General features: G+C 62.2%; 21 protein-coding genes. 14 read left to right on the plus strand and 7 right to left on the minus strand.

Annotation, left to right across the window (positions count from 1 at the left end):
• Positions 1 to 19 precede the first annotated feature (19 nt).
• The gene (locus R1T45_RS05870) at positions 20 to 1,600 is read left to right on the plus strand and encodes a hypothetical protein (RefSeq protein WP_317390384.1); all 1,581 of its coding nucleotides are present in this window, start codon (positions 20 to 22) and stop codon (positions 1,598 to 1,600) included.
• Between the two features lie 10 nt (positions 1,601 to 1,610).
• Positions 1,611 to 3,116, plus strand: a complete 1,506-nt coding sequence (locus tag R1T45_RS05875) for a heme biosynthesis protein HemY (protein WP_120349828.1) — start codon at positions 1,611 to 1,613, stop codon at positions 3,114 to 3,116.
• Here R1T45_RS05875 and R1T45_RS05880 read toward each other — a convergent pair.
• From R1T45_RS05880 to R1T45_RS05900, 5 genes are all read right to left on the minus strand, one after another.
• Positions 3,106 to 3,555 (minus strand): GNAT family N-acetyltransferase, encoded by a 450-nt coding sequence (locus R1T45_RS05880; protein WP_260010872.1) that lies wholly within the window; start codon positions 3,553 to 3,555, stop codon positions 3,106 to 3,108. The two genes, R1T45_RS05875 and R1T45_RS05880, sit on opposite strands and share 11 nt — an antisense overlap.
• A gap of 45 nt (positions 3,556 to 3,600) precedes the next feature.
• Complete coding sequence (nadC, locus tag R1T45_RS05885) at positions 3,601 to 4,446, minus strand: carboxylating nicotinate-nucleotide diphosphorylase (protein WP_317390385.1); 846 nt, start codon at positions 4,444 to 4,446, stop codon at positions 3,601 to 3,603.
• Positions 4,443 to 6,005, minus strand: a complete 1,563-nt coding sequence (locus tag R1T45_RS05890) for an L-aspartate oxidase (RefSeq protein WP_132443987.1) — start codon at positions 6,003 to 6,005, stop codon at positions 4,443 to 4,445. Before R1T45_RS05890 ends, nadC begins: the two co-directional genes overlap by 4 nt.
• Positions 6,006 to 6,016: 11 nt before the next feature.
• Positions 6,017 to 7,069 carry a quinolinate synthase NadA gene (gene nadA, locus R1T45_RS05895; RefSeq protein ID WP_093927636.1) on the minus strand — a complete coding sequence of 351 codons (1,053 nt, stop codon included), beginning with the start codon at positions 7,067 to 7,069 and terminating at the stop codon, positions 6,017 to 6,019.
• A gap of 134 nt (positions 7,070 to 7,203) precedes the next feature.
• Entirely contained in the window at positions 7,204 to 8,076 is an 873-nt protein-coding gene (locus tag R1T45_RS05900) for a MurR/RpiR family transcriptional regulator (protein ID WP_067626872.1), read from the minus strand.
• A gap of 119 nt (positions 8,077 to 8,195) precedes the next feature.
• Between R1T45_RS05900 and R1T45_RS05905 the strand changes: the two genes are divergently transcribed.
• Genes R1T45_RS05905 through R1T45_RS05935 form a run of 7 tightly spaced genes read left to right on the plus strand, consistent with a single transcriptional unit; the run spans position 8,196 to position 15,900 of the window.
• On the plus strand, positions 8,196 to 8,975 hold the full coding sequence (locus R1T45_RS05905) for an N-formylglutamate amidohydrolase (RefSeq protein ID WP_132443989.1): 780 nt from the start codon (positions 8,196 to 8,198) through the stop codon (positions 8,973 to 8,975).
• Complete coding sequence (locus R1T45_RS05910) at positions 8,972 to 9,538, plus strand: TRAP transporter small permease subunit (protein ID WP_132443990.1); 567 nt, start codon at positions 8,972 to 8,974, stop codon at positions 9,536 to 9,538. The genes R1T45_RS05905 and R1T45_RS05910 overlap by 4 nt, the downstream gene beginning before the upstream one ends.
• Positions 9,538 to 10,863: a TRAP transporter large permease subunit gene (locus R1T45_RS05915; protein ID WP_093927639.1), complete on the plus strand. Its 1,326-nt coding sequence runs from the start codon at positions 9,538 to 9,540 to the stop codon at positions 10,861 to 10,863. Before R1T45_RS05910 ends, R1T45_RS05915 begins: the two co-directional genes overlap by 1 nt.
• A gap of 50 nt (positions 10,864 to 10,913) precedes the next feature.
• Complete coding sequence (locus R1T45_RS05920; RefSeq protein WP_317390386.1) at positions 10,914 to 11,951, plus strand: TRAP transporter substrate-binding protein; 1,038 nt, start codon at positions 10,914 to 10,916, stop codon at positions 11,949 to 11,951.
• A gap of 59 nt (positions 11,952 to 12,010) precedes the next feature.
• The gene (locus R1T45_RS05925) at positions 12,011 to 13,375 is read left to right on the plus strand and encodes a glutamine synthetase family protein (RefSeq protein WP_317390387.1); all 1,365 of its coding nucleotides are present in this window, start codon (positions 12,011 to 12,013) and stop codon (positions 13,373 to 13,375) included.
• A gap of 2 nt (positions 13,376 to 13,377) precedes the next feature.
• Positions 13,378 to 14,751: an aldehyde dehydrogenase family protein gene (locus tag R1T45_RS05930; protein ID WP_317390388.1), complete on the plus strand. Its 1,374-nt coding sequence runs from the start codon at positions 13,378 to 13,380 to the stop codon at positions 14,749 to 14,751.
• Positions 14,752 to 14,754: 3 nt separating this feature from the next.
• Entirely contained in the window at positions 14,755 to 15,900 is a 1,146-nt protein-coding gene (locus R1T45_RS05935) for an iron-containing alcohol dehydrogenase (protein ID WP_317390389.1), read from the plus strand.
• A gap of 61 nt (positions 15,901 to 15,961) precedes the next feature.
• On the opposite strand, the gene R1T45_RS05940 is transcribed toward R1T45_RS05935, so the two are convergent.
• Complete coding sequence (locus tag R1T45_RS05940; protein ID WP_120349837.1) at positions 15,962 to 16,435, minus strand: c-type cytochrome; 474 nt, start codon at positions 16,433 to 16,435, stop codon at positions 15,962 to 15,964.
• Positions 16,436 to 16,630: 195 nt separating this feature from the next.
• Here R1T45_RS05940 and idi point away from each other — a divergent pair, with 195 nt between their 5' ends.
• Positions 16,631 to 17,161, plus strand: coding sequence for an isopentenyl-diphosphate Delta-isomerase (gene idi, locus R1T45_RS05945; RefSeq protein ID WP_317390390.1), 531 nt, complete (start codon positions 16,631 to 16,633; stop codon positions 17,159 to 17,161).
• A gap of 19 nt (positions 17,162 to 17,180) precedes the next feature.
• A complete protein-coding gene (hemF, locus tag R1T45_RS05950; RefSeq protein WP_317390391.1) occupies positions 17,181 to 18,062 on the plus strand; it encodes an oxygen-dependent coproporphyrinogen oxidase in 882 nt (293 codons plus the stop codon).
• A gap of 235 nt (positions 18,063 to 18,297) precedes the next feature.
• On the opposite strand, the gene hemE is transcribed toward hemF, so the two are convergent.
• Positions 18,298 to 19,338, minus strand: coding sequence for a uroporphyrinogen decarboxylase (hemE, locus tag R1T45_RS05955; protein WP_317390392.1), 1,041 nt, complete (start codon positions 19,336 to 19,338; stop codon positions 18,298 to 18,300).
• Positions 19,339 to 19,422: 84 nt separating this feature from the next.
• On the opposite strand from hemE, the gene hemC reads away from it, so the two are divergent.
• The 3 genes from hemC (at position 19,423) to R1T45_RS05970 (ending at position 23,440) form a co-directional block, all read left to right on the plus strand.
• Positions 19,423 to 20,370, plus strand: coding sequence for a hydroxymethylbilane synthase (gene hemC, locus R1T45_RS05960; RefSeq protein WP_120349841.1), 948 nt, complete (start codon positions 19,423 to 19,425; stop codon positions 20,368 to 20,370).
• Positions 20,367 to 21,299, plus strand: coding sequence for a LysR family transcriptional regulator (locus R1T45_RS05965; RefSeq protein ID WP_317390393.1), 933 nt, complete (start codon positions 20,367 to 20,369; stop codon positions 21,297 to 21,299). The genes hemC and R1T45_RS05965 overlap by 4 nt, the downstream gene beginning before the upstream one ends.
• Before the next feature lie 62 nt (positions 21,300 to 21,361).
• Positions 21,362 to 23,440, plus strand: a complete 2,079-nt coding sequence (locus tag R1T45_RS05970) for a hydantoinase/oxoprolinase family protein (RefSeq protein WP_317390394.1) — start codon at positions 21,362 to 21,364, stop codon at positions 23,438 to 23,440.
• The last annotated feature ends 1 nt before the right edge of the window (position 23,441 follow it).

Below are 23,441 nucleotides of genomic sequence, written 5' to 3' on the forward strand. Positions count from 1 at the left end.
GAATCGAAAGGCGTACGGCGTGGCAAAACCCAAAAAGACGGTCAGCAAAGGCGAAGCGGACAAGACCACGGCCGAACAGACGCCCCCGCAGGCGGATAAGGCAGTAACGGCGGAGAAAGCTGACGCGCCGAAACCATCCGAAACCGATGCCAAGGGTACGGACACGGTGAAACCCGACGCGCCGAAGACCGAAGATGTCAAACCGGACGCAGCGAAAGCCGAGCCCGGGCAAACCGACTTGGGCAAAACCGAGCCGGGCAAAACAACCAGCACTCTGCCCGTGCGGGACACTACGCCCGCAGCGGAGAAAGCCACGGCGAAGCCGACCGCTGCAAGCGACGCGGTCATGCGTGATGACAAGGCACCGGCTAAGGCGGAGAGCGCCTCTACCGCCAAAGATACGACACCAAAGACGCCCTTGCCCAAGGATGACCCTAAACCAACGTCCAGCGGCGTTGCGCCCAAGGACAAACCGGTTTCCCACGACAAACCAGCGACCGATCCTGCGCCCTCGCGGGCGTCGGCAGCCGCGTCTAAGCCGGGTGACAGCACGTCGAAGCCCGCGCCGACCAAGACCGAAAAGCCAAGCGCTACGACCCCCAAGCCAACCCCGACACCGACCCCCGCGCCCGCGCCGAAAGAGCGCAGGCGGAGCGTGTTTTTCCCCATGCTGCTCGGTGGGGCCATTGCCGCCGGACTGGGGTTTGCCGCATCGGAATACGACGTTCTTGGCACCCGCGCGCAGGGGGCTGCGGAATTGCAAAACGCGATCGAAGCGCAGCAGGCCCGCATCGCAGAGTTGGAATCCCGCGCTGATGAGCCTGCGGCCCTACCGGAAAGCCTGCCGCAGGTCGACGCGCTCAGCGCAGAGTTGACCGCCGCACGCGAAGAATTCTCGGCGCTTCAAAGCCAATTGGCCGAGATCGACAGCCGCCTCACCACGGTTGAGAAACAGCCCGTAAGCGGTGGCGAAAACGAGATTGCAGTCGCGGCCTTTGAGCGTGAAATGGAAGCCCTGCGCGTCTCTGTCGCTGAGCAACGCCGCGAAATCGAAAGCCTGCTGGATAACGCCCAAACCGCCGAAGAGGCGACCGCCGCCGCTGCAGAAGCGGCCCGCGCCCAGACCGGCATCACCCAGATGAACGCCGCGATCAGCGCCGGACGCCCCTTTGAGGCCGCGCTGGCCGAGTTGCAGGAAGCCGGGGTCGAAGACATTCCCCAAGCGCTGACTGAGACCGCTGCGGGCGGTGTGGTCACCCTCGCCAATCTGCAAGCGCGTTATCCCGACGCCGCGCGGCAGGCCTTGGCCACCGCCCGTGCCGCCGTGCCGGAAGAAGGCGAAGGCGGCTTTGGCAGCTTCCTGAAACGGCAGCTTGGTGCCCGCTCGGTCGCGCCCCGCGAAGGGACGGACCCCGATGCTGTCCTCTCCCGCGCTGAAGCGGCGGTGCGCGATGGCCGTTTGACCGATGCGCTGGCCGAGATCGAAACGCTGCCGGCCCCTGCGCAGGACGCGATGGCGGAATGGCTCGCCGATGCCCGCGCGCGTCAGGCGGCTGAAACCGCCGCCAATGAACTCTCCCAACGCCTGACGGCCAACTGAGGAACGAAAAATGCTCTGGTCTCTTATTAAAATCGTTCTTTTCGTCGTGCTTGTCGCCGCCTTGGCATGGGGTGCGGGCTTCTTGCTGGAAAGCGAGGGCGGCATTCAACTGACCGTGGCGGGCACCGAATATACCCTCGGGCCGCTGCAATCGGTCATCGCCGTTTTGCTTTTGATGTTCGCGGTCTGGGTGCTGCTCAAGATCGTGGCGCTGCTGTCGGCGGTCTGGCATTTCCTGAATGGGGATGAGACCGCCCTGTCGCGCTACTTTGACCGCAACCGCGAACGGAAGGGCTATGAGGCGCTGTCGGACGGGCTGATGGCGCTGGCCAGCGGTGAGGGGCAGGTTGCGATGGCCAAGGCCGCCAAGGCGGACCGCTATCTCAAACGCCCGGCGCTGACCAATCTGCTGACTGCGCAGGCCGCAGAGCTTGCAGGCGACCGCCGCAAGGCAGAGCGGACCTATCGCAAGCTGGTCGAAGACGAAAAGACCCGTTTCGTCGGCGTGCGTGGCATCATGAAACAAAAGCTGGCCGATGGGGATACCGAGACCGCGTTGAAACTGGCCGAGAAGGCCTTCGCGCTGAAGCCCAAACACGAAGAAACCGGCGATACGCTGCTGAAGTTGCAGGCCGAAAAGCATGACTGGACCGGCGCGCGCGGCACCTTGCAGGCCAAGTACAAAAACGGCCACCTGCCGCGCGACGTGCACAAACGCCGCGATGCGGTGCTGGCGCTGTCGGAAGCCCGCGAAGTCATCGCCGAAGGCAACAGCATCGAGGCGCGCGAAGCCGCGATCGAAGCCAACCGCCTGTCGCCCGATCTGGTGCCCGCCGCAGTGATGGCCGCGCGCAGCTATATCGCGCAGGACAAACCGCGCTATGCCTCGAAAGTGCTGCAAAAAGCGTGGAGCGTGCATCCACACCCCGACCTTGCCGCCGCCTTTGCCGAGGTTCAGCCCGATGAGACCCCGCAGCAGCGCATCAAACGGTTCCGCGCGCTGACGAAATCACAGCCCGACCATCCCGAAACCAAGATGCTGCTGGCCGAATTGCACATCGCCAACGAAGATTTCCCCGAAGCGCGCCGTGCGCTTGGCAATCTGGTTGAGACCGATCCCTCCGCGCGTTCCGTCACGCTGATGGCCGCGATCGAGCGGGGTGAGGGCGCGTCTGATACGGTGGTCAAAGGTTGGCTGACACGCGCGCTCAATGTCTCGCGCGGGCCGCAATGGATTTGCGAGAATTGTCACCACATCCACGCCGAATGGAAGCCGATCTGCGAAAACTGCAAGAGCTTTGACACATTGGAATGGAAGACCCCGCCGCTCTCGGAAGTCGCCATGCCAAGCGGTGTGCAGATGCTGCCGCTGATCGTCGGTGCCCCGGAAACGACACCGCCAGAAGGCGCGCTGACAACCCGGACCGACGACATCGAAGAGGCAGAGTTGGTGACTGACCCAGACGAGCCGACCAATCCCGAGGCCCCGAAAAAGGCGCCCGATCCTACAGCTTGATGTCGTAGGTGACCCAGTTGGTCCGGGTGGCCAGCTTGTCATAAACCCCACGGCCGCGGTAATTATCCTCGGCCGTGATCCAGCGCACGAGGCTCCAGCCGCGTTTCTGGGCGATCTTTTTCACCTCACCGATCAGCGCGTCGGCAGCCCCGCTGCCGCGTGCTTCGGGAGCCACGAATAGATCGTCGAGGAAGCAGCCCGTCGCCGCCGCCAAGGGGCGCGCGAAATGGCGGAAATGGGTCAGGCCGATCACACGGCCTTCGGCGTCTTCGCAGACCAGCCCTTCGACCTCTGTCAGCGGGTCATGCAGCCAAGACCAGACCCGCGCGCGCATTTCTGGCGTCTGCTCGACTTTGTAAAATTCGGCATAGCCTTGATAGAGCCGCTCCCAATCGGCGCGGTCATGGTCTCTCACGGTTCGGATGGTAAGGTCGGACATGGCGGGGCTCCCTTCGCTGGCTGCGCGATCTTTGCCCTAGTTGGTTCAGAAATCCAGCCCAAGGTCCAGCGTTGTCGCAGAATGTGTGAGCGCGCCCATGGAGATATAGTTCACCCCCGTCGCCGCGACCTCGGCAATGCGCGGCAATGTCATGTTGCCCGATGCCTCAAGAACGATGCGGCCCTTGGCCATTTCCACCGCTTCACGAAGCGTCGCCGTGTCCATATTGTCCAACAGCACAACATCCGCGCCGCCTTCGTCCAAAACTTCTTCCAGCTGCGCCAGCGTGTCCACTTCGATCTCGACGCGGGTCATATGCGAGGCGTTGCTTTTCACCGCTTGCAAGACTGGCCGAATGCCACCGGCTGCGGCAATGTGATTGTCTTTGATCAGGATCGCATCCGAGAGGGAAAAGCGGTGGTTGAACCCGCCGCCATGCAGCACCGCCTGTTTTTCCACCATACGCAGCCCCGGCGTGGTCTTGCGGGTGCAGGTGATCCGGGTCTCGGTGCCCTTGGTCTCGGCCACGCAGGCCGCCGTGAGGGTGGCGATGCCCGACAGCCGCCCGGCAAAGTTCAACGCCACACGTTCTGCCGACAGGATCGCGGCGGCAGAGCCTTCGATCTCCATCAGCGTGTCGCCTTTGGCGATCGTGCTTCCGTCTTCTTTCAGCGTGCGAACATCAAGCGATGGGTCGACGAGATGAAAGGCCAGCCGTGCGATCTGCATGCCAGAGACGACGCCCTCTGCGCGGGCGCGCAGCTGCGCCGCATAAGTCGTGCCCTCGGGGATCACGCTGCGCGTGGTGACATCGCCATAGGTGCCGAGGTCTTCCATCAGCGCGGCGCGGACCAGCGGCTCTAGGATCAGGTCGGGCAGGGCGGTGGTCATGCGGGAAGTTCCTCATGGTTGGAGCGGAATGCGGTCGCCTCGGCCAGTGTCAGAAAACTGCGCGCGGCTTCGGGGAGCGTGTCAGGATAATCAGTGCGGCAATGCGCGCCCCGGCTTTCGCGGCGCGCGAGGGCGGCGGCGGTGATCAGTGTCGCGGTGGCGGTCATGTTTTGCAGCTGGGCGCAGTCGGGTTGTGCGGCTTCGATCTGTGCAATCGTGGCAAGGGCACGTTGGAGCCCTTCCGCATCGCGCAGAACGCCGACATGGGCGGTCATGGTTTGGCGTAACTGGGCGACGAGGGTCTCAGCGGGTGTTTCGCCAGCGGGCAGGTCTGGCAGGGCCACCGTTCCGCTGTCGCCGGTGCTGCATTCCTCAAGCATGTCCTGCGCCGCGCGGCGGGCAAAGACCAGCGCTTCGAGCAGCCCGTTCGATGCAAGCCGGTTCGCGCCGTGCAGCCCGGTCGAAGACGCCTCTCCACAGACCCAAAGCCCGGCGAGGCTGGAACGCCCATGCGCATCCGTGGCCACGCCGCCCATATGGTAATGCGCGGCGGCGGCCACGGGGATCGGTTGGATCACCGGGTCAATGCCGTTGCGGGCACAGGCGGCTGCGACGGCGGGATACTCGGCCAGCACCGCAGGGCCCAAGGCCGCACGGGTGTCGAGCATGGGGCGCTGGCCCGCTTGGGTCTGGGCAAAGATCGCGCGGGCCACGATGTCACGCGGGGCGAGTTCGGCCAGCGGGTGGACCTCGGTCATGAACCGCGCCCCCTCGCTGTTGATCAGATGCGCGCCGGCACCGCGCAGGGCTTCGGTTGCCAAGGGGGCGGGGTCTTCGCCGCAGTCGATGGCGGTGGGGTGGAACTGCACGAATTCTGCATCGGCGATGAGCGCGCCTGCCCGTGCCGCCATGCCGATCACCTGCCCCCGGATCCGTGCCGGGTTGGTCGTCAGCGCATAAAGCCCGCCCGACCCGCCGCCCGCCAGCAAGACCCCCGCGCCGCGCAGCAGGACGGGGGCGGAGCCTTCGGCTCGGGCCAATTCAATCTCAACGCCGGTGACTTTGCTGCCGTCGCTGTCCAATCCGCGCGCCAACACGCCTTCAAGCACTTGGATCGACGGGGTATTGCGCACCCGCTCGATCAGGGCGCGCATGATCTCGGCCCCGGCCTGATCGCCCTGCACCCGCACCACACGCGCGAAACTATGCGCCGCCTCGCGGGACATGACATAGCCGCCATCGGCGCTGCGGTCGAAAGCGGTGCCAAAGTCGGTCAGGGCAATGATATGGGCGCTGGCCTCTTCCGTCACGGTCGCCGCGACGCGCGCTTCTACCGTGCCAGCACCGGCGGCGATGGTGTCCAGCGCATGCGCCTCGGGGCTGTCGGCCTGCGCCATCGCGGCGGCCACCCCGCCCTGCGCCCAAGCGGAACTGGCCCCTGATCCCAAGGGATCAGGCGAGATCAGCAAAACGGGGCGCGGCGCAAGACAAAGCGCGGCATAAAGCGCGCCGAGGCCCGCACCAACGATGATGATCCTGCCGGTTGTGATCTCTTGCACCGGCGCGGCCCTCAGAGGCCGAGTTCGCGGGAGAGGTCGATCATCCGCTGCACCGCGACGCGCGCTTTTTCAGAGACTTCCGCCTCGACCTCGACCGCGCCAGACATGGTGTGCAGCGACCACAGCACCTTTTCGAGCGTGATCTTCTTCATGTAGGGGCACATGTTACAGGGGCCGACGAAATCGACTTCGGGCAGCTCATCCGCGATGTTCGACGCCATGGAGCATTCGGTGACCAGCATCGCTTTCGCCGGTTTCTCGCGGTGCACATAGTCCAGAATGCCGCTGGTCGAGCCCGAAAAATCAGCCTCGGCCACCACATCTGGTGGGCATTCGGGGTGCGCGATGATGCGGGTGTCGGGGTTCCACTCGCGGTAATCGGCGATATCCTTGGCGGTATAGCGTTCGTGCACGATGCAGGCCCCGTCCCACCAGACGATGCGTTTCTCGGGCACCTGTTTGGCGATGTTCTGAGCGAGGTATTTGTCGGGCGTCATGATCACCGTGTCGCTCTCCATCGCGGCGACGATCTGCGCGGCGTTGGAGGAGGTGCAGCAGATGTCCGACGCGGCTTTTACCTCGGCCGTGGTATTCACGTAAGTCACCACCGGCGCGCCGGGGTATTGCGCGCGCATCTGTTCGACACCCTCGGCGGTGATGCTTTCGGCCAGCGAACAGCCCGCTTCCATATCGGGGATCAGCACGGTTTTCGACGGGTTCAGGATTTTCGAGGTCTCGGCCATGAAATGCACACCGCATTGCACGATCACATCGGCCTCAACCTCGGTCGCTTTGATCGCCAGTTGCAGACTGTCGCCCACGAAATCGGCGATGCCGTGGTAGATGTCAGGCGTCATGTAGTTATGCGCGAGGATGACCGCGTTACGCTCTTTTTTCAGCTTGTTTATCGCGGCGACATAGGGCGCGTGAATGGCCCAATCGGGGGGCGAAACGACACGGTCCATCTTGGCGTAGATATCGGCCATTTCAGCCGCCAGCGCTGGCGATGGCGCGAGGTCATAATGGCGCTCAAGCTCGCTGGGCGAAAAGATTTCATCACGCATGGTCGGTCCCCCTCCGGCCTTGGCGCGTGTCACGGCACCGCGCTGGACACCACACCCGGCGTGCTGGCCATAGACGACTGGCGGGGTTTGGGCAAGCCAATACCCTTTATGACAGGGCGCTCAGCCTTTGTGGATCAGGTGAATTTGCGGAACAATCGGGTCTGATCGAACATCTCCTCCAGCCGCTCGGCCCGGTCTTTGGTGTCGGCCCAGTTGATGTCCTGCATGGCCGAGATCACGCTTTCCACCAGCAAAAGCGTCGCCGCCGCACTGTCCCAAGCCGAGGGCGCGACGATCCGGCTGGAGAAACAGATGTCGGCAAGGCTATGCACCGGAGAGCGCCACTGGTCGGTAAAGAGGATGATCTTGGCCCCCCGCGCATGGGCCATTTCGGCCAGTTTCAGGGTGTTGTTCTCATAGCGGCGCACGTCAAAGATGACGAAAACATCGCCTTCGCCCACGTCCAGGAGGTAATGCGGCCATGCGTTGGAGGTGGACTGGATATGGGTCACTTTCGGGCGGATGATCTGCGCGTGCAGAAACAGATATTCCGCCATCGTATGCGTGATGCGCCCGCCCACAATATAAAGCGGGTGCGCGGTATCGGCGATCATGGCGCAGGCACGGTCAAAAGTCGCCGGTTCAATCTGGCCGAGGGTGTGACGGATATTGTCGATCACCGCGTCGGTGAAACGGTTCAGCACATGGCCCGAGGGCGCGCCTTCGGTCCATGTGTCGTGTTTGGCGATGGGGTTCTTGGCCTTGGCCTTTAGCTCTTCGCGCAACTCGTTCTGAAACTCAGGGTAGCCCTTGAACCCCAGCTTTTGCACCATTCGCGCCACGGTGGGGGTAGAGACATTGGCATCCTTGGCCAGCGCCGTCAGCGGGCCGAGGCCAGAGGCGGGGTAATTCTCAAGAATCGAATGGGCAAGTTGGCGTTCCGCACGGGTCAGCCGGTCCAGTTCTTGCTGGATACGGTCGGAAATGGTCAGCGTCGGTTCAGCCATGGATGCCCCTCTTTTGACGAGTAATAACACAAACTGAACGGCGTTGTAATAAATTTGACATTATTCTGTTGACAGAAGCCCCCCGCCCGAATGAGGTTTGATCAACTGAGGGGGACAAGGTGTCAGAGCAGACAGATCTTTCGAATGAAGCCGTCGAGGTGATCAACGCCGGAGCCAAGGCGCCGCTGGTGTTGGTCTGCGAACATGCGGCGCGTGAGATACCGGCCTGCTTTGACGGTCTTGGTCTGGATGCTGCGGCCCGCGAAAGCCATGTGGCGTGGGATCCCGGCGCTCTAGCCGTGGCGCAGACGATGGCGCAGGATTTAGACGCCGTGCTGGTTGCCGGGCGCGTTTCGCGGCTTGTTTACGACTGCAACCGCCCGCCCGAAGCCCCCGGCGCGATGCCTGCCCAGAGCGAGATTTTCGCGATCCCCGGCAATGCCACGCTTGATGACGCGGGCCGGGCCGAGCGGGTGACGCGCTATTACGAGCCCTTCCGCGCGACCCTTGCCGCGACGATCAAGCGGGTCGATGCGCCCGCGATCGTGACGGTGCACAGTTTCACGCCCATCTACCACGGCAAACCGCGCCGCGTGGAAATTGGCATCCTGCATGACAGTGACACACGGCTGGCGGATGCGATGCTGGCGGTGGCGCCAGAGTTCACGGACCTAACGGTCGAGCGCAACGCGCCCTATGGCCCCCAAGACGGGGTAACCCATACGCTCAAGGAACACGGTTTGGCGCATGGCCATCCGCATGTCATGCTTGAGATCCGTAATGACCTGATCACAACCGAGGCCGAGCAACAGCAGATGGCCGCGATGATCAGCAATTGGTTGCGTGCCGCGCTCATGCGGCCCGAAATGAATGACGCGATGAAGGACGCCAAACCATGAAATTCATGCGTGGCTATATCCGGGGCATCGACGCGATGAACCGACGGATCGGGCGGATCATGATGTATGGCATCTTTGTCCTGATGGGGGTGCTTTTGTGGTCGACGGTCAGCAAAGCGTTTTTCGTTCCCTCGCTTTGGACGCTGGAAATGGCGCAGTTTGTGATGGTGGGCTATTATATCTTGGGCGGGCCCTATTCGATCCAACTGGGCTCGAACGTGCGGATGGACCTGCTCTATGGCGATTGGTCGCTCCGCCGCAAAGCGTGGTTTGACCTGTTCACTGTTTTCTTCCTGATCTTCTATCTCTGCGTGCTGCTCTATGGGGCGGTCAGTTCCACCGCCTATTCGCTGGGCTATTGGGGGACCGAGCCGTTTAGCTTTTTCGGTGGGTTGGTCACGGGGACCGAAGAGATCGGCCATATGGAGAAATCCAGTTCCGCTTGGCGGCCCTACCTCTGGCCCATCAAGGTCGTGATGATCGTCGGTATCTTTCTGATGCTGCTGCAATGTCTGTCCGAGCTGTTGAAAGACGTGCTGCGGCTCAAGGGTGAGGCCATCTGATGTCCTATGAAATGATTGCGACATTGATGTTCTCATCGATGATGCTGATGCTGCTGACCGGCCAGCGGGTGTTTGGCGCCATCGGCTTTATCGCCGTGGTCTCGGCGCTGCTGCTTTGGGGTGACAAGGGCGGATATGACATCGGCTTTGCCGCCGCGATGAAACTGATGAAATGGTATCCGCTGCTGACGCTGCCCATGTTCATCTTCATGGGCTATGTGCTGAGCGAGAGCCGCATCGCCGATGACCTTTACAAGATGTTCCATGTCTGGATGGGCGGCGTGCGCGGCGGGCTGGCGATTGGTACGATTGGTCTGATGGTGCTGATCTCGGCCATGAACGGGCTGAGCGTGGCGGGGATGGCGATTGGCTCGACCATTGCGCTGCCGGAATTGCTGAAACGTGGCTATGACAAGAGGATGGTGACGGGGGTGATCCAAGCGGGATCGAGCCTTGGGATCCTCGTGCCGCCCTCGGTCGTGCTGGTGCTTTACGCGATGATCGCGCGGCAGCCGGTGGGGCAACTGTGGCTCGCGGGGGTGATCCCGGGGCTGATGATGGCGGCGATGTTCATTGCCTATATCGTGATCCGGTGCCGCATGAACCCTGAGCTTGGTCCCATCCTCTCAGCCGAAGATCGCGACATTCCCCGCGCCGAAAAACTGCGGCTCCTGCGTGCGGGTATCCTGCCGCTGGTGATCTTTGCGGTGATGATGGTGCCCTTTGTTAACGGTTGGACCAGCCTTGTGGAAAGCTCTGCCATCGGGGCAGGGGCGGCGTTCCTTGCCGCTGTGCTGAAGGGCCGGATGACGCGCGAAGTTTTTGAGAACTCCGTCCGCAACACCCTCGGCATCACCTGCATGTTCATGTGGATCATCCTCGCCGCCTTGGCCTTTGGCGCGGTCTTTGACGGGCTGGGCGCGGTCAAGGCGATTGAGAGCCTCTTTACCGAGAAGATGAACCTGAGCCCGTGGATGATCCTGATCATGATGCAGCTCAGCTTTATCATCATGGGCACCTTCCTTGATGACACCGCGATGCTGGTCATCGTGGCGCCGCTCTATGTGCCGCTGGTCGGTGCGCTGGGCTTTGATCTGATCTGGTATGGTATCCTTTATACGATCACCACGCAGATCGCCTATATGACGCCGCCGTTTGGCTATAACCTGTTCCTGATGCGCGCCATGGCGCCGCCGGAGATTACCCTGCGCGACATCTATGCTTCGATCACGCCCTTCGTGCTGGTGATGGTCTTGGCGCTGATACTCGTCATGGTCTTCCCGCAGATCGCGACATGGCTGCCCGATTACATCTACGACAAATAACAATGAGAGCCGCGCAAAGACGGCCTGACATTTCAACAAAGGAGAGACGTATGACCACTCGCAGAAAGTTTCTATCCGGGGCCGCCGTCGCCGCCCCTGCGGCCCTCGCCGCGCCCTCCATCGTTCATGCCCAAGCGCCGATCAAATGGCGCATGCAGACCTATGCCGGTGCTGCCTTGGGCGAGCAGGTGACCAAACCCGCCGTCGATTACATCAACGCCGCTGCCAATGGCGAGATGGAGATCGAACTGTTCTACGCCGACCAGATCGTGCCCACGGGCGAGCTGTTTCAAGCCATGCAGCGCGGCACCATCGACATGGTGCATTCCGATGACGACTCCATGGCTTCGCCCACGCCCTTGCAGCAGTTCGGCGGCTATTTCCCCTTTGCCACCAAGCACATCCTCGACGTGCCGGTGCTGTTCAACCAATATGGGTTGGCCGACATTTGGAAAGAAGAATACGCCAAGGTTGGGGTCGAATGGCTGTCGGCTGCGGGTCAGGACCCCTGTAACTTCAACACCACCAAAGAGATCAAATCGGTCGCCGATCTGGATGGTCTGAAGCTCTACACCTTCCCCACCGCGGGCCGCTTCCTGTCGAAGTTCGGCGTGGTGCCGGTGAACATTCCTTATGAGGACGCCGAAGTTGCCGTGCAGACCGGCGAGTTGGACGGCATGGCGTGGTCGGGCATCACCGAAGACTACACCGTCGGCTGGGCCGATGTGACCGACTACTTCCTCACCAACAACATCTCGGGTGCTTGGATTGGCTCCTTCTTCGTCAACCAGCAGCAATGGGCCGATCTGCCGGATCACCTCAAGCAGTTGGTCATGGCGGGGATCGAAGCGGGCCACACCTACCGCAACCAATGGTACTGGGGCGGCGAGGCGCGTCTGCGCGCACAGGGTGACAAGCTCAAGCTCAGCACCGTGCCTGCCGACGAATGGGCCGAGGTCGAAGATGCGGCCAAGGAGTTCTGGACAGAGATCGCCGAAGAAGGCGAAGTGCACGCCAAGATCGTGCAGATCTTCCGCGACTATAACGAAGTCATCAACAAAGCCGGTCCGCCCTACACCAACGGCTGAACCGACAACCGGGGGCGCGCTGCCTGCGCCCCCGCCTTACCCCCTGAAGTGGACAGAACATGCCCGGCACACTGACATTCGACGCGCTGAAAAAACTGGTCAAAGAGGGATCCGTCGACACGGTCCTTGCCTGCCTTGTGGATATGCAGGGCCGGTTGATGGGCAAACGCTTCCATGCCGTGAACTTTGTTGAGACCTCTTACAAAGAGACCCATTGCTGCAACTACCTGCTGGCCACCGACCTAGAGATGAGCACGCCCGAAGGCTTTGCTTCTACCTCGTGGGAGACGGGCTATGGCGATTATGTCATGCAGCCCGACCTTGATACGATCCGCCCGGTGCCGTGGCTCGAAGGCACAGTGATGGTGCTTTGCGATGTGCTGGATCACGACACGCATTCCCCGGTGCCCCATTCCCCCCGCGCCATGTTGAAAAAACAGATCGCGCGGCTGAAGGAACTGGGCTTTGACGCGATGATGGCCACCGAATTGGAGTTCTTCCTTTTCGAGCAGAGCTTTGACGCGTTGCGCAAAGATGGCTATCGCGACCTCGTGCCGTTCAGCGGCTACAACGAGGATTACAACATCTTCCAGACCACCAAAGAAGAGAACGTGATGCGCCCCGTGCGCAACCACCTCTTTGCCGCTGGCCTGCCGATTGAGAATTCCAAAGGCGAGGCCGAGGCGGGGCAGGAAGAGCTTAACATCCGCTATTCCCCGGCCCTTGATTGTGCCGACTACCACACAATCGCGAAACACGCGGTCAAGGAAATCGCGTGGCAGCAGGGGCAGGCGGCAAGCTTTTTGCCCAAGTGGCATAAAGACCGGGTGGGCTCCTCTAGCCATGTGCATCAGTCGCTGTGGAAAGACGGCAAGCCGATGTTTGTCGATGGTGACGACGAGTTGGGCATGTCTGACCTGATGCGGCATTATATGGCCGGTTTGATCGCCTATGCGCCGGAATACACCTATTTCCTTGCGCCATATATCAACAGCTACAAGCGTTTCGCCAAAGGCACCTTTGCCCCGACCAAGACCGTTTGGTCGGTCGATAACCGCACCGCGGGTTTCCGCCTGTGCGGGGCGGGGACCAAGGGCGTGCGTGTCGAATGCCGTATTGGCGGATCGGATCTAAACCCTTATCTGGCGCAGGCGGTCATGCTGGCCGCCGGGATCAAAGGGATCGAAGACAAGATGGAACTGGCCCCGCCCACACGCGGCGATGCCTACGGTGAAAGCAAAGCTGTCGATATCCCCCAGACCCTGCGGGCAGCAACCGAGACCCTGCGCGGCTCGACGTTCCTGCGCGAGGTCTTGGGCGACGATGTAGTAACCCATTACACCCGCGCGGCGGAATGGGAGCAGGAAGAATATGACCGGGTGGTGACCGATTGGGAAATCGCCCGTGGCTTTGAAAGGGCCTGAGAATGACGACGGTAAAATGTATCTCTCCGATTGACGGTTCGGTCTATGCGGAGCGCGAAACCCTAAGCAACGATGCGGCGCTTGAGGCTGTAGCCCGCGCCCGCAAAGCGCAAAAGGCATGGGCGGCGCGGCCTTTGCAGGAGCGCGTTGATTTGGTGATGGGCGCGTTGAAAGAGATCGAGAATTCCACCAACCGCATGACCGAGGAACTGGCCCACCAAATGGGCCGCCCGGTACGCTATGGCGGCGAATTCGGCGGTTTGCAGGAACGCACCAGCCACATGGCCAAGATCGCAGCCGATGCGCTGGCCCCCACGATAATCGAAGACAGCGCCGCCTTCAGCCGCAAGATCATGCGTGAGCCGCATGGCGTGGTTTTCGTCGTGGCACCGTGGAACTACCCCTACATGACCGCGAACAACACCATCGCGCCCGCGCTGATCGCGGGCAATTCGGTGATCTTGAAACATGCCTCGCAGACCATTCTGGTCGGCGAACACCTCGCCGATGCCTACCGCGCGGCGGGCGTGCCCGAGGATGTGTTTCAGAACGTTGTGCTGAGCCATGACACCACATCGGCGCTGATCGCGGACAATGCGTTCGATTTCGTGAACTTCACCGGCTCCGTCGGTGGCGGGCAGGCGATGGAGCGCGCGGCGGCGGGCACCTTCACTGGCGTCGCGACAGAGTTGGGCGGCAAAGACCCCGCCTATGTCCGGGCCGATGCCAATCTCGACGCGGCAGTCGATGGTGTGATGGACGGCGCGATGTTCAACGCGGGCCAATGCTGCTGCGGGATCGAGCGGATTTATGTGCACGAAAGCCTCTATGACGCTTTCGTCGAAAAGGCCGTGGCATGGGTGAACAACCTAAACCTCGGTAACCCATTGGAAGAAGCCACGACGCTTGGCCCGATGGCCAATGTCCGTTTCGCCGAAGAGGTCCGCGCCCAGATCAATGAGGCGGTCGCCGCAGGTGCCAAGGCGCATATCGACAGAATGCCCGCCGATGACGGCGGTGCATACCTCACCCCACAGGTGCTGACGGATGTCACCCATGAGATGCGCGTCATGCGCGACGAAAGCTTTGGCCCCGTGGTCGGCATCATGCCAGTCAAGGACGACGAAGAAGCCATCGCGCTGATGAACGACAGCCAATTTGGTCTGACCGCTGCGATCTTTACCGCTGACGCTGATGCCGCCGAAGCCATTGGCCAGCGGCTGGAAACCGGCACCGTCTTCATGAACCGCGCCGATTACCTCGACCCGGCGCTGTGCTGGACCGGCTGCAAGCAGACCGGGCGCGGCGCGGGCCTGTCTGAACTGGGCTATCACGCGCTGACACGCCCTAAATCCTACCACCTCAAGAAAGCCTGAGACATGTCCCTGACTGCCAATTGGTCTTACCCCACCGCCATCCGCTTCGGCGCAGGCCGAATTAAAGAGATCGCCGAAGCCTGCGCCGCCGCAGGTATCAAAAACCCGCTGTTGGTCACCGACAAAGGGCTGGCCTATCTGCCGATCACCCAGTCCACGCTCGACCTGATGGAGGCGGCTGGCCTTGGCCGCGCGATGTTCTCGGACGTTGACCCGAACCCGACCGAGATGAACGCCGAGGCGGGCATCAAGGTCTACCGCGACGGCGGCCATGACGGCGTGATCGCCTTTGGCGGCGGCTCGGGGCTTGATCTGGGCAAGGTCATTGCCTTTATGGCGGGCCAAACACGCCCCCTGTGGGATTTCGAAGATATCGGCGACTGGTGGACCCGCGCCGACCCCGATGGCATCGCGCCGATCGTGGCCGTGCCGACGACGGCTGGCACCGGGTCTGAAGTGGGCCGCGCCAGCGTGATCACCAATTCCCAAAGCCATGAGAAAAAGATCATCTTCCACCCCAAAATGCTGCCCGCCGTCGTGATCTGCGACCCGGAGCTGACCGTCGGCATGCCGCCGATGATCACCGCAGGCACCGGGGTGGACGCCTTTGCCCATTGCCTCGAAGCCTTCTGCTCCCCGCATTACCACCCGATGAGCCAAGGCATGGCGCTGGAAGGCATGCGTCTGGTCAAGGAATATCTGCCCCGTGCCTATGCCGATGGTACTGATCTTGAGGCGCGCGGGCATATGATGTCTGCCGCGGCCATGGGCGCCACGGCGTTCCAAAAGGGTCTGGGCGCGATCCATGCCATCAGCCACCCGATCGGCGCGGTGCATCACACGCACCACGGCACCACCAACGCGGTTGTCATGCAGCCCGTCCTGCGCATGAACCGCCCCGCGATTGAGGGCCGTCTGGCCAAAGCGGCAGCCTATCTTGATATCGTCGGCGGCTTTGACGGGTTTTACGATTTCGTCGGCAAGCTGAACGAAGAGTTGAACATCCCAAGCTCGCTGACCGCCCTTGGTGTGACGGACCCGGATATCGACGCGCTGGTGGCCTCGGCCCTGCAAGACCCAAGCTGTGGCGGCAACCCGATTGAACTGACCAAAGAGAATGTCACGCAGCTGCTGCGCGACTGCCTTTAAAACGCAAAACGGGGGGCCGGATCATCGGCCCCCCGTTGATATAAATCAGTGAAACGTCGGATTATTCGGTCGTTTTGGCTTCTTCCATATCCGCTTCAGTAACCTCCGGCCCGACCGAGACCAGATACGCCCAAACATCCTTGGCGTCTTCTTCATCTTTCAGACGGTAAGACATCTTGGATTTGGCGCGGTTCGTGTCGAGATAGCTGGCCAGAAACTTCTTGGGATCGGCAACATATCCGGTGAAGTCTTCTTCGTTCCACGCCAGCCCGGCTTCGCCGGCTTCAACGATGGAATCGCCATAGCGGTAGTCTTCGACCGACCCCGCCACGCGGTTGTAGATTCCATAAAGGTTCGGCCCGGTGCGGCCGCCTTTTTGGATGTCATTGCCCTCATCATCTTGGATCATGTGGCAGCTTTTGCATTTACGAAAGACCTTTTCCCCGGCTTCGGCATCACCGGAGGCATGGCTTTCCGCCCAAAGGGGTGTGGCCCCGAGGCAAATGGCGAAGATCGACGCGATACGCATGTTCATTGTGAGTTCCTTTGTCTGGCTGATTTGAAACTAGCGTTTGGGGCGAGGGGGTAAAGCATATCGGCTGCGCCAAAAGGTAGCACGGGCGGGCTGCGGGCCGGTTAGCGGTTGAGACCAAGAGGAATTCCTCCGATAACTGCCGGTGAATTTCTTCTGCTTCGAGGGTGAGATGAACACAACGGCGAGCCGCCTCTGATGGAGATCATGGTCCCCGCTTGGGTCGACGGCACCCTGCAACCGGTTGAAAAACTCGCCGCGCATGAACGCGGTTTGCGGCATATGGCAATCTCGGTCTTTGTCATCGCCGAGGGCAAGATGCTGCTGCAGCAACGCGCGCTTGGCAAATATCACACGCCGGGCCTTTGGGCGAACACCTGCTGCACGCATCCGCAATGGGATGAGCCGCCCCAAGTCTGCGCCACCCGGCGTTTGGATGAGGAGTTGGGGATCACCGGGTTGGACCTTCAGCATCGCGGCCAAGTCGAATACCGCGCCGATGTTGGTGGTGGGCTGATTGAGCATGAGGTTGTTGAGGTCTTTCTCGCCCATGCAGACCGGGCACTGTCGATCACGGAAAACCCCGAAGAGGTAATGGCAACGCGCTGGATCAGCCTGAGCGATCTGCACACCAATCTCGCGCAGAACCCCGAAGAATATACGCCTTGGTTGCGGATCTACATGGCCGAACACGAAGGTCTGATCCTCGGCGGCGGGGCGATTAAATAACAGCAAAGGCGGGCCAGAGATGACCGAAGACATGCAAGACCAAAAGACACGCGCGGCGGATTGGTTTCGCAAGCTGCGCGATGACATCGTTCAGGCGTTCCACGACATCGAAGCGCGCCACGTGGGCGAGGAAGAAGCCGGACGGTTCGTGGTCAGCAACACCACCCGCACCGCGCCTGATGGGTCAGACGCCGGGGGCGGTGAGATGTCCGTCATGCGCGGCGGGCGCGTGTTTGAGAAGGTGGGCGTGAATATCTCCACCGTCTACGGCACCTTGGGCGAACGGGCGCAGGCAGCGATGGCCGCGCGCAAAGGGCTGCCGGGCATGGCCGATGATCCGCGCTTCTGGGCCTCGGGGATAAGTCTGGTTGCGCATATGCAAAACCCGCATGTGCCTGCCGTGCACATGAACACCCGCATGTTCTGGACCCCTCATGCATGGTGGTTCGGCGGCGGGGCGGATTTGAACCCTTGCATCGAATATGACGAGGACACCGCGCATTTTCATGCCGAGATGAAGGCGGCCTGTGACCCCCATGGTGCCACGCTCTATGACGAGTTGAAGACTTGGGCGGATGAGTATTTCTACATCCCGCACCGCAAACGCGCGCGGGGTGTGGGCGGGATTTTCTATGACGACCGCAACAGCGGTGATTGGGCGGCGGATTTCGCCCTGACGCAGGATGTGGGCCGGGCATTTCTGCCCGCCTATGTGCCACTGGTCGACAAACGGCGCGAGATCGAGTGGGACATGGACGATAAGGACGTGCAACTGCGCCACCGTGGGCTCTATGCGGAGTATAACCTCGTCTATGACCGGGGGACGAAGTTCGGGTTGGAGACGGGGCATGACCCCGATGCGGTGCTGATGAGCCTGCCGCCTATGGCGAAGTGGGTTTGAGGTAGCGTTCAGCCCGGAATCAAGCCGCAGGCGCCGGGCCATCGCCTGCTCGCCCGTCACGCCGGAGGCGTGCCGCCATATTTGGCGCACCTTCGGTACGACCGGGTAGGCGATTTGGTGAGGCTGGGCGTAACCTCGTGAGTTCGCACCAAGGCTGAGGCATAAAGTGGCATGAACCAACGTGACATCGCCCACCCGCGGGCAGGCGATGGCCCTCATCTCTTAGCGCGAGTGTTCAGCCGCGCGTCCCGCGCACGGTATCAATCATCAATTGTACATTCTCCGGGTCAGCATCCGGCGTAATCCCGTGGCCAAGATTAAAGATATGCGGCCCCTTCGACAACGCATCGACAATCGCCCGCGTCTCTTGCACCAGTGCATCCCCGCCCGTCACCATATGCGAGGATTTCAGATTGCCCTGCACACAGCCATGCGGCTGCACGTTCTCGGCGACCCATTCTGCGCTCACCGCATCATCCACGGCAATGCAGTCCGCCCCAGTCGCGGCATGCAGATTGGCAAACCGCGCCCCGGCACCGCGCGGGAAGGCGATGATCGGTACGCCCGGATGGCGGGCCTTGAGCGCGCTGATGATCTGGCGCAGCGGCTCGGTCGAATAACGGTCAAAATCGGTGCCTTGAAGCGACCCGGCCCAGCTGTCGAAAAGCTTTACCACCTCGGCCCCGGCTTGGATCTGCATATCGAGGTATTCTATCGTCGCCAGCGTAATCCGCTCCATCAGCGCATCGAACACCTCGGGGTTCTCATCTTTCAAGGCATGGGCTGGCCCCTGATCCGGCGTGCCTTTGCCCGCGATCATATAGGTCGCCACGGTCCAAGGTGCGCCTGCGAAACCGATCAGCGTGGTTTCCTCGGGCAGTTCGCGTGACAGGATGCGCACGGTCTCGTAAATCGGAGCGAGGTGGTCGTGAATGGCATCCGCCGGTTTCAGCGCTTCCATCTCGGCCTTGGTGGTGATCGTCGACAGACGCGGCCCTTCGCCGGTAACAAACCACAGGTCCGCGCCAAGCGCCTGCGGCACCAGCAGGATGTCGGCAAAAAGGATCGAGGCATCGAAACCGTAGCGGCGGATCGGCTGCAACGTCACCTCGGCGGCAAGTTCAGGATTGTAGCACAGCGACAGGAAATCCCCCGCCTTGGCCCGCGTCGCGCGGTACTCCGGCAGGTAGCGCCCAGCTTGCCGCATCATCCAGATCGGTGGGGTCGGCAGGGTTTCGCCCGCAAGGGCGCGCAGGATGGTCTTATTCGCAGTCATTATGGCGTTCCTAATTGTGGCAAACCCGTAGGTAGCGCAGGTACAGCAGTTGTCAGTTCATGTCGACGGGGGTAGGGATGCGTCATGACGTATCAGCTCCCCACCCCGGCCCGGCCCCTCAACATCGGCACACGCGGATCGCTTCTGGCGCTCGCGCAAGCGAATGAGGTGCGCGACCGGCTTGCCGCCGCCTTTGACCTGCCGTTTGAAGCGTTTACGATCGTGGTGATCAAGACCACCGGCGACAAGATCATCGACCGCCCGTTGAAAGAGATCGGCGGCAAGGGGCTGTTCACCCGCGAGATTGAGGCCGCGCTGCTCGACGGCTCCATCGACATCGCGGTGCATTCGATGAAGGATATGCCGACGCTGCAACCCGGTGGGCTGTTGATCGACACCTATCTCCCGCGCGAGGATTGCCGCGATGCGTTTATCTCGCCGCATTTGAAATCCATCGCCGACCTGCCGCAGGGCGCGGTCGTTGGCACCTCCAGCCTGCGCCGTCGTGCGCAGGTCAAACTGCGTCGGCCTGATCTGGAAGTGGTCGAGTTTCGCGGCAATCTGCAGACCCGTTTGAAAAAGCTGGATGACGGCGTGGCCGAGGCGACTTTTCTTGCCATGGCCGGGCTGAACCGGCTGAAAATGGACGATGTGCCGCAGGCCGCCGTGCATCCCGATGACATGCTGCCCGCCATCGCCCAGGGGGCGATTGGGGTTGAACGCCGTGTTGATGACAGCCGCGCCGCCGACATGTTGGCCGCGATCCATGACCGCGCCACGGGCGAACAACTCGCCGCCGAACGCGCGTTTCTGGCAACGCTTGACGGCTCTTGCGAGACGCCCATCGCCGGGCTGGCCGAACTCAACGGCACCGAGATGCGCCTGCGCGGTCAGGTGCTGCGCCCGGACGGGTCAGACGCCATCGGCGACGACGTGACCTGCGCCATTTCCGACGGCGCCGCGGCGGGCGAGGCGATGGCCCGCAAGCTTCTGGCCGAGGCCGGACCGGGTTTCTTTGACTGGCGCGAATGATCGGCAATCTCTTCACGCTGAAACAGCTTGAAGCGCTGATCTGGGTCGCGGACCTTGGCAGCTTTCGTCGCGCCGCTGCACATCTGAACACGACACAGCCCAATATCTCGGCCCGGATCTCCGGGCTGGAGGCGACGCTGGGCGTTACCCTGATGCAACGCGACGCCGGGTCGATCCGGCTGACCGAAAAGGGCACCGCCCTGCTGGCCCAAGCCCGCCGCGTGCTGCGCGAAGCCGAGGCGCTGGTCGAGACCGCCGCGCGGCCTGACCTGATCGACGACAGTCTGCGCCTTGGGGTGACCGAAGTGGTCGCCAGCACATGGCTGCGCCCCTTCCTGCGCGCATTGGCCGAGGTCTATCCCAATCTCACCGTCGAACTTACCGTCGATCTGTCCCGCGATCTGGATCAGGAGCTTGCCGCCCATGCGCTTGACCTGACGTTGCAAACCGCGCCCTTCTCGACCCCCGCAAGCGGGCAGGTGGACTTGGCGACCTATGACTACATCTGGGTCGCCGCCCCTGAACTCGCCGCGCAGATCGGCCCCGCCCCCGACTTTGCCGCGATGCTGCGCCATCCGGTGCTGGGCCATGCGCGGCACACGCAGGCGCATTCTGATCTGATCCGCCATTTCGATGGCACCACCGCGCCCAAGGCCCGTTTGGTGCCTTCGAGCAGCCTGTCGGCGGCGATGAACATGGTGCTCGACGGCATGGGCGTGGCGGTAATGCCGCGTGTCATGGTGGCAGGCGCTCTGGCCGATGGGGCGTTGCAAACCCTGCCCGCCGCATGGCATCCGCGCCCACTGCAGGTCGCCGCGCGCTATCACGCGGATCGCACGCCCGCCTATGTCACCCGCGCCGCCGAGCTGGCCCGTGACTGCGCCCAGGCATTCGAGGCCGAGGATCGAAAAAATCTTTCACACCCATAGAATATAATAATTTGTGCCGATGCTGCACCCGCATCTATCCTGCGCCCAAACAGGAGAATGACATGGCGGCATCAACCATCCGACTGGGCGTAGACATCGGCGGCACCTTTACCGACGTGGTTCTGGAAAAGGGCGGCGAAAGTTTCTCGACCAAGGTGCTGACCACCTATGCCGCGCCCGAGAACGCGATCATCGACGGGATGCATCAGGTCTGCACCAAGGCCGGGGTCACCCCTGCCGACCTGACCCAGATCATCCACGGCACAACGCTGGCCACCAACGCGCTGATCGAGCGGCGCGGGGCCAAGACGGCGCTGATCACGACCCAAGGTTTCCGCGACGTGATCGAGATGCGCACCGAAAGCCGGTTCGAGCAATATGACCTGAACCTCAATCTCCCCGAGCCGCTGCTGCCACGCCAGATGCGCTACACGGTGGAAGAGCGCGTCGATGCCACCGGCGCGGTTCTGCTGCCGCTCGACCGTACCGAGGTCGAAGCCTTGGCCGACCGTATCGCGGACGCCGGCTATGACAGCGTCGCCGTGGGGCTGATCCATTCCTACCTGAACGACACGCATGAGCGGATGATCCGCGAGGTGCTAGAAGAGCGGCTGCCAGGGGTCATGGTCTCTATCTCTTCCGAAGTGTCGCCGCAGATGCGCGAGTATGAGCGGTTCAACACCGTGGTCGCCAATGCCTATATCAAGCCTCTGATGAAGAGCTACCTCGGGCGGCTTGAAGGGCGGCTTCAGGAGGAAGGTGTCTCTTGCAACATCTTCCTGATGCATTCGGGCGGCGGCATCATCTCGATCGAAAGCGCCGCCGAATTCCCCGTGCGGCTGGTGGAATCCGGCCCGGCGGGGGGCGCGGTCTTTGCCGCCAACATCGCCGCCCGCTACGGGCTCGACAAGGTGCTGAGCTTTGACATGGGCGGCACGACGGCCAAGATTTGCCTGATCAAGAACCAGACACCCAAGACCAGCAGAGTGTTCGAAGTGGCGCGGACTTATCGCTTCAAGAAAGGGTCGGGCATGCCGATTTCGATCCCGGTGATCGACATGGTCGAGATTGGCGCAGGGGGCGGCAGCCTTGCCCATGTGGACGCCATGCGGCAAATCCGTGTGGGGCCGGAAAGCGCGGGCTCCGAGCCCGGCCCCGCCTGTTATGGCCGGGGTGGCGCGAAGCCTGCGGTGACCGATGCCGATCTGGTGCTGGGCAAGCTCGACCCCGACAATTTCGCGGGCGGCTCGATCAAGCTTGATACCACAGGCTCTGAAGGGGCGTTGCAGGACGTCATTGGCAAGGAGCTCGACATGGATGCCGCCACCGCCGCCTTTGGTCTGGCCGAGGTGGTGGACGAGAACATGGCCAATGCCGCGCGGGTGCATGCGGTGGAAAACGGCGAGGATCTCAGCGACTACACGATGATCGCTTTCGGCGGCGCGGCCCCGCTGCACGCCGGACGGCTCTGTGAGAAACTGGGCGTCGAACGCCTGCTGGTGCCGCCCGGCGCCGGGGTCGGCTCGGCCATCGGGTTCCTGCGCGCGCCGTTTAGCTTCGAGGCCAACCGCTCGGTCTATATGAAGCTGTCGGATTTCGATGCGGATCGCATCAAGACGCTGCTGGCCGAGCTACGCGACGAGGCCACCGGCTTTGTCCGCAACTGCGACGCCGGGGCGGAGATTCTGTCGGAATACAAAGTCTACATGCGCTACAGCGGGCAGGGCTGGGAGATCCCCATCGTGCTGGACGAGGCAGACGCCCTAAACCCCGATGCCGTCCGGTTCGAGGCGCTTTTTGAGGCGGATTACGCCAATCTTTTCGGTCGTACCGTCGAGGGGTTGGATATCGAGATCACGGTCTGGTCGGTCAATGCCACCACCCCGCCCGAGGCGGTCGCCCGCACCGCAGAGCAGTCCCCGGGTACGGCGGCAGATGTGGCTCTAATACGGCGTATGTTCGACCCGGCGCTCGCCGAATACTGCGATGCCGACGTGGTCCTGCGCGCCCAGATGGCCCCCGGCCAGACCGCCCAAGGCCCCGCCGCGATCACCGAGGATGAGACGACGATCATCCTGCCCGCGTCACGCCGCGCCATCTGCCAGCCGGACGGCTGCATCGACATCACCGTGAAAGGGTAAG

The sequence above is a fragment of the Sulfitobacter sp. LC.270.F.C4 genome (genome assembly GCF_032922545.1).
Classification (GTDB): Bacteria; Pseudomonadota; Alphaproteobacteria; order Rhodobacterales; family Rhodobacteraceae; genus Sulfitobacter; species Sulfitobacter profundi.

What these genes read in the sequence shown, in the direction of transcription:
- R1T45_RS05925 (WP_317390387.1), top strand. Translation starts at nt 12,011, where the DNA reads ATGCCCGGCACACTGACATTCGACGCGCTGAAAAAACTGGTCAAAGAG.
- R1T45_RS05965 (WP_317390393.1), top strand. Translation starts at nt 20,367, where the DNA reads ATGATCGGCAATCTCTTCACGCTGAAACAGCTTGAAGCGCTGATCTGG.
- R1T45_RS05940 (WP_120349837.1), bottom strand. Translation starts at nt 16,435, where the DNA reads ATGAACATGCGTATCGCGTCGATCTTCGCCATTTGCCTCGGGGCCACA.
- hemF (WP_317390391.1), top strand. Translation starts at nt 17,181, where the DNA reads ATGACCGAAGACATGCAAGACCAAAAGACACGCGCGGCGGATTGGTTT.
- nadA (WP_093927636.1), bottom strand. Translation starts at nt 7,069, where the DNA reads ATGCGTGATGAAATCTTTTCGCCCAGCGAGCTTGAGCGCCATTATGAC.
- hemC (WP_120349841.1), top strand. Translation starts at nt 19,423, where the DNA reads ATGACGTATCAGCTCCCCACCCCGGCCCGGCCCCTCAACATCGGCACA.
- hemE (WP_317390392.1), bottom strand. Translation starts at nt 19,338, where the DNA reads ATGACTGCGAATAAGACCATCCTGCGCGCCCTTGCGGGCGAAACCCTG.
- R1T45_RS05900 (WP_067626872.1), bottom strand. Translation starts at nt 8,076, where the DNA reads ATGGCTGAACCGACGCTGACCATTTCCGACCGTATCCAGCAAGAACTG.
- R1T45_RS05915 (WP_093927639.1), top strand. Translation starts at nt 9,538, where the DNA reads ATGTCCTATGAAATGATTGCGACATTGATGTTCTCATCGATGATGCTG.
- R1T45_RS05935 (WP_317390389.1), top strand. Translation starts at nt 14,755, where the DNA reads ATGTCCCTGACTGCCAATTGGTCTTACCCCACCGCCATCCGCTTCGGC.
- R1T45_RS05970 (WP_317390394.1), top strand. Translation starts at nt 21,362, where the DNA reads ATGGCGGCATCAACCATCCGACTGGGCGTAGACATCGGCGGCACCTTT.
- R1T45_RS05875 (WP_120349828.1), top strand. Translation starts at nt 1,611, where the DNA reads ATGCTCTGGTCTCTTATTAAAATCGTTCTTTTCGTCGTGCTTGTCGCC.
- nadC (WP_317390385.1), bottom strand. Translation starts at nt 4,446, where the DNA reads ATGACCACCGCCCTGCCCGACCTGATCCTAGAGCCGCTGGTCCGCGCC.
- R1T45_RS05930 (WP_317390388.1), top strand. Translation starts at nt 13,378, where the DNA reads ATGACGACGGTAAAATGTATCTCTCCGATTGACGGTTCGGTCTATGCG.
- R1T45_RS05920 (WP_317390386.1), top strand. Translation starts at nt 10,914, where the DNA reads ATGACCACTCGCAGAAAGTTTCTATCCGGGGCCGCCGTCGCCGCCCCT.
- R1T45_RS05880 (WP_260010872.1), bottom strand. Translation starts at nt 3,555, where the DNA reads ATGTCCGACCTTACCATCCGAACCGTGAGAGACCATGACCGCGCCGAT.
- R1T45_RS05910 (WP_132443990.1), top strand. Translation starts at nt 8,972, where the DNA reads ATGAAATTCATGCGTGGCTATATCCGGGGCATCGACGCGATGAACCGA.
- idi (WP_317390390.1), top strand. Translation starts at nt 16,631, where the DNA reads ATGGAGATCATGGTCCCCGCTTGGGTCGACGGCACCCTGCAACCGGTT.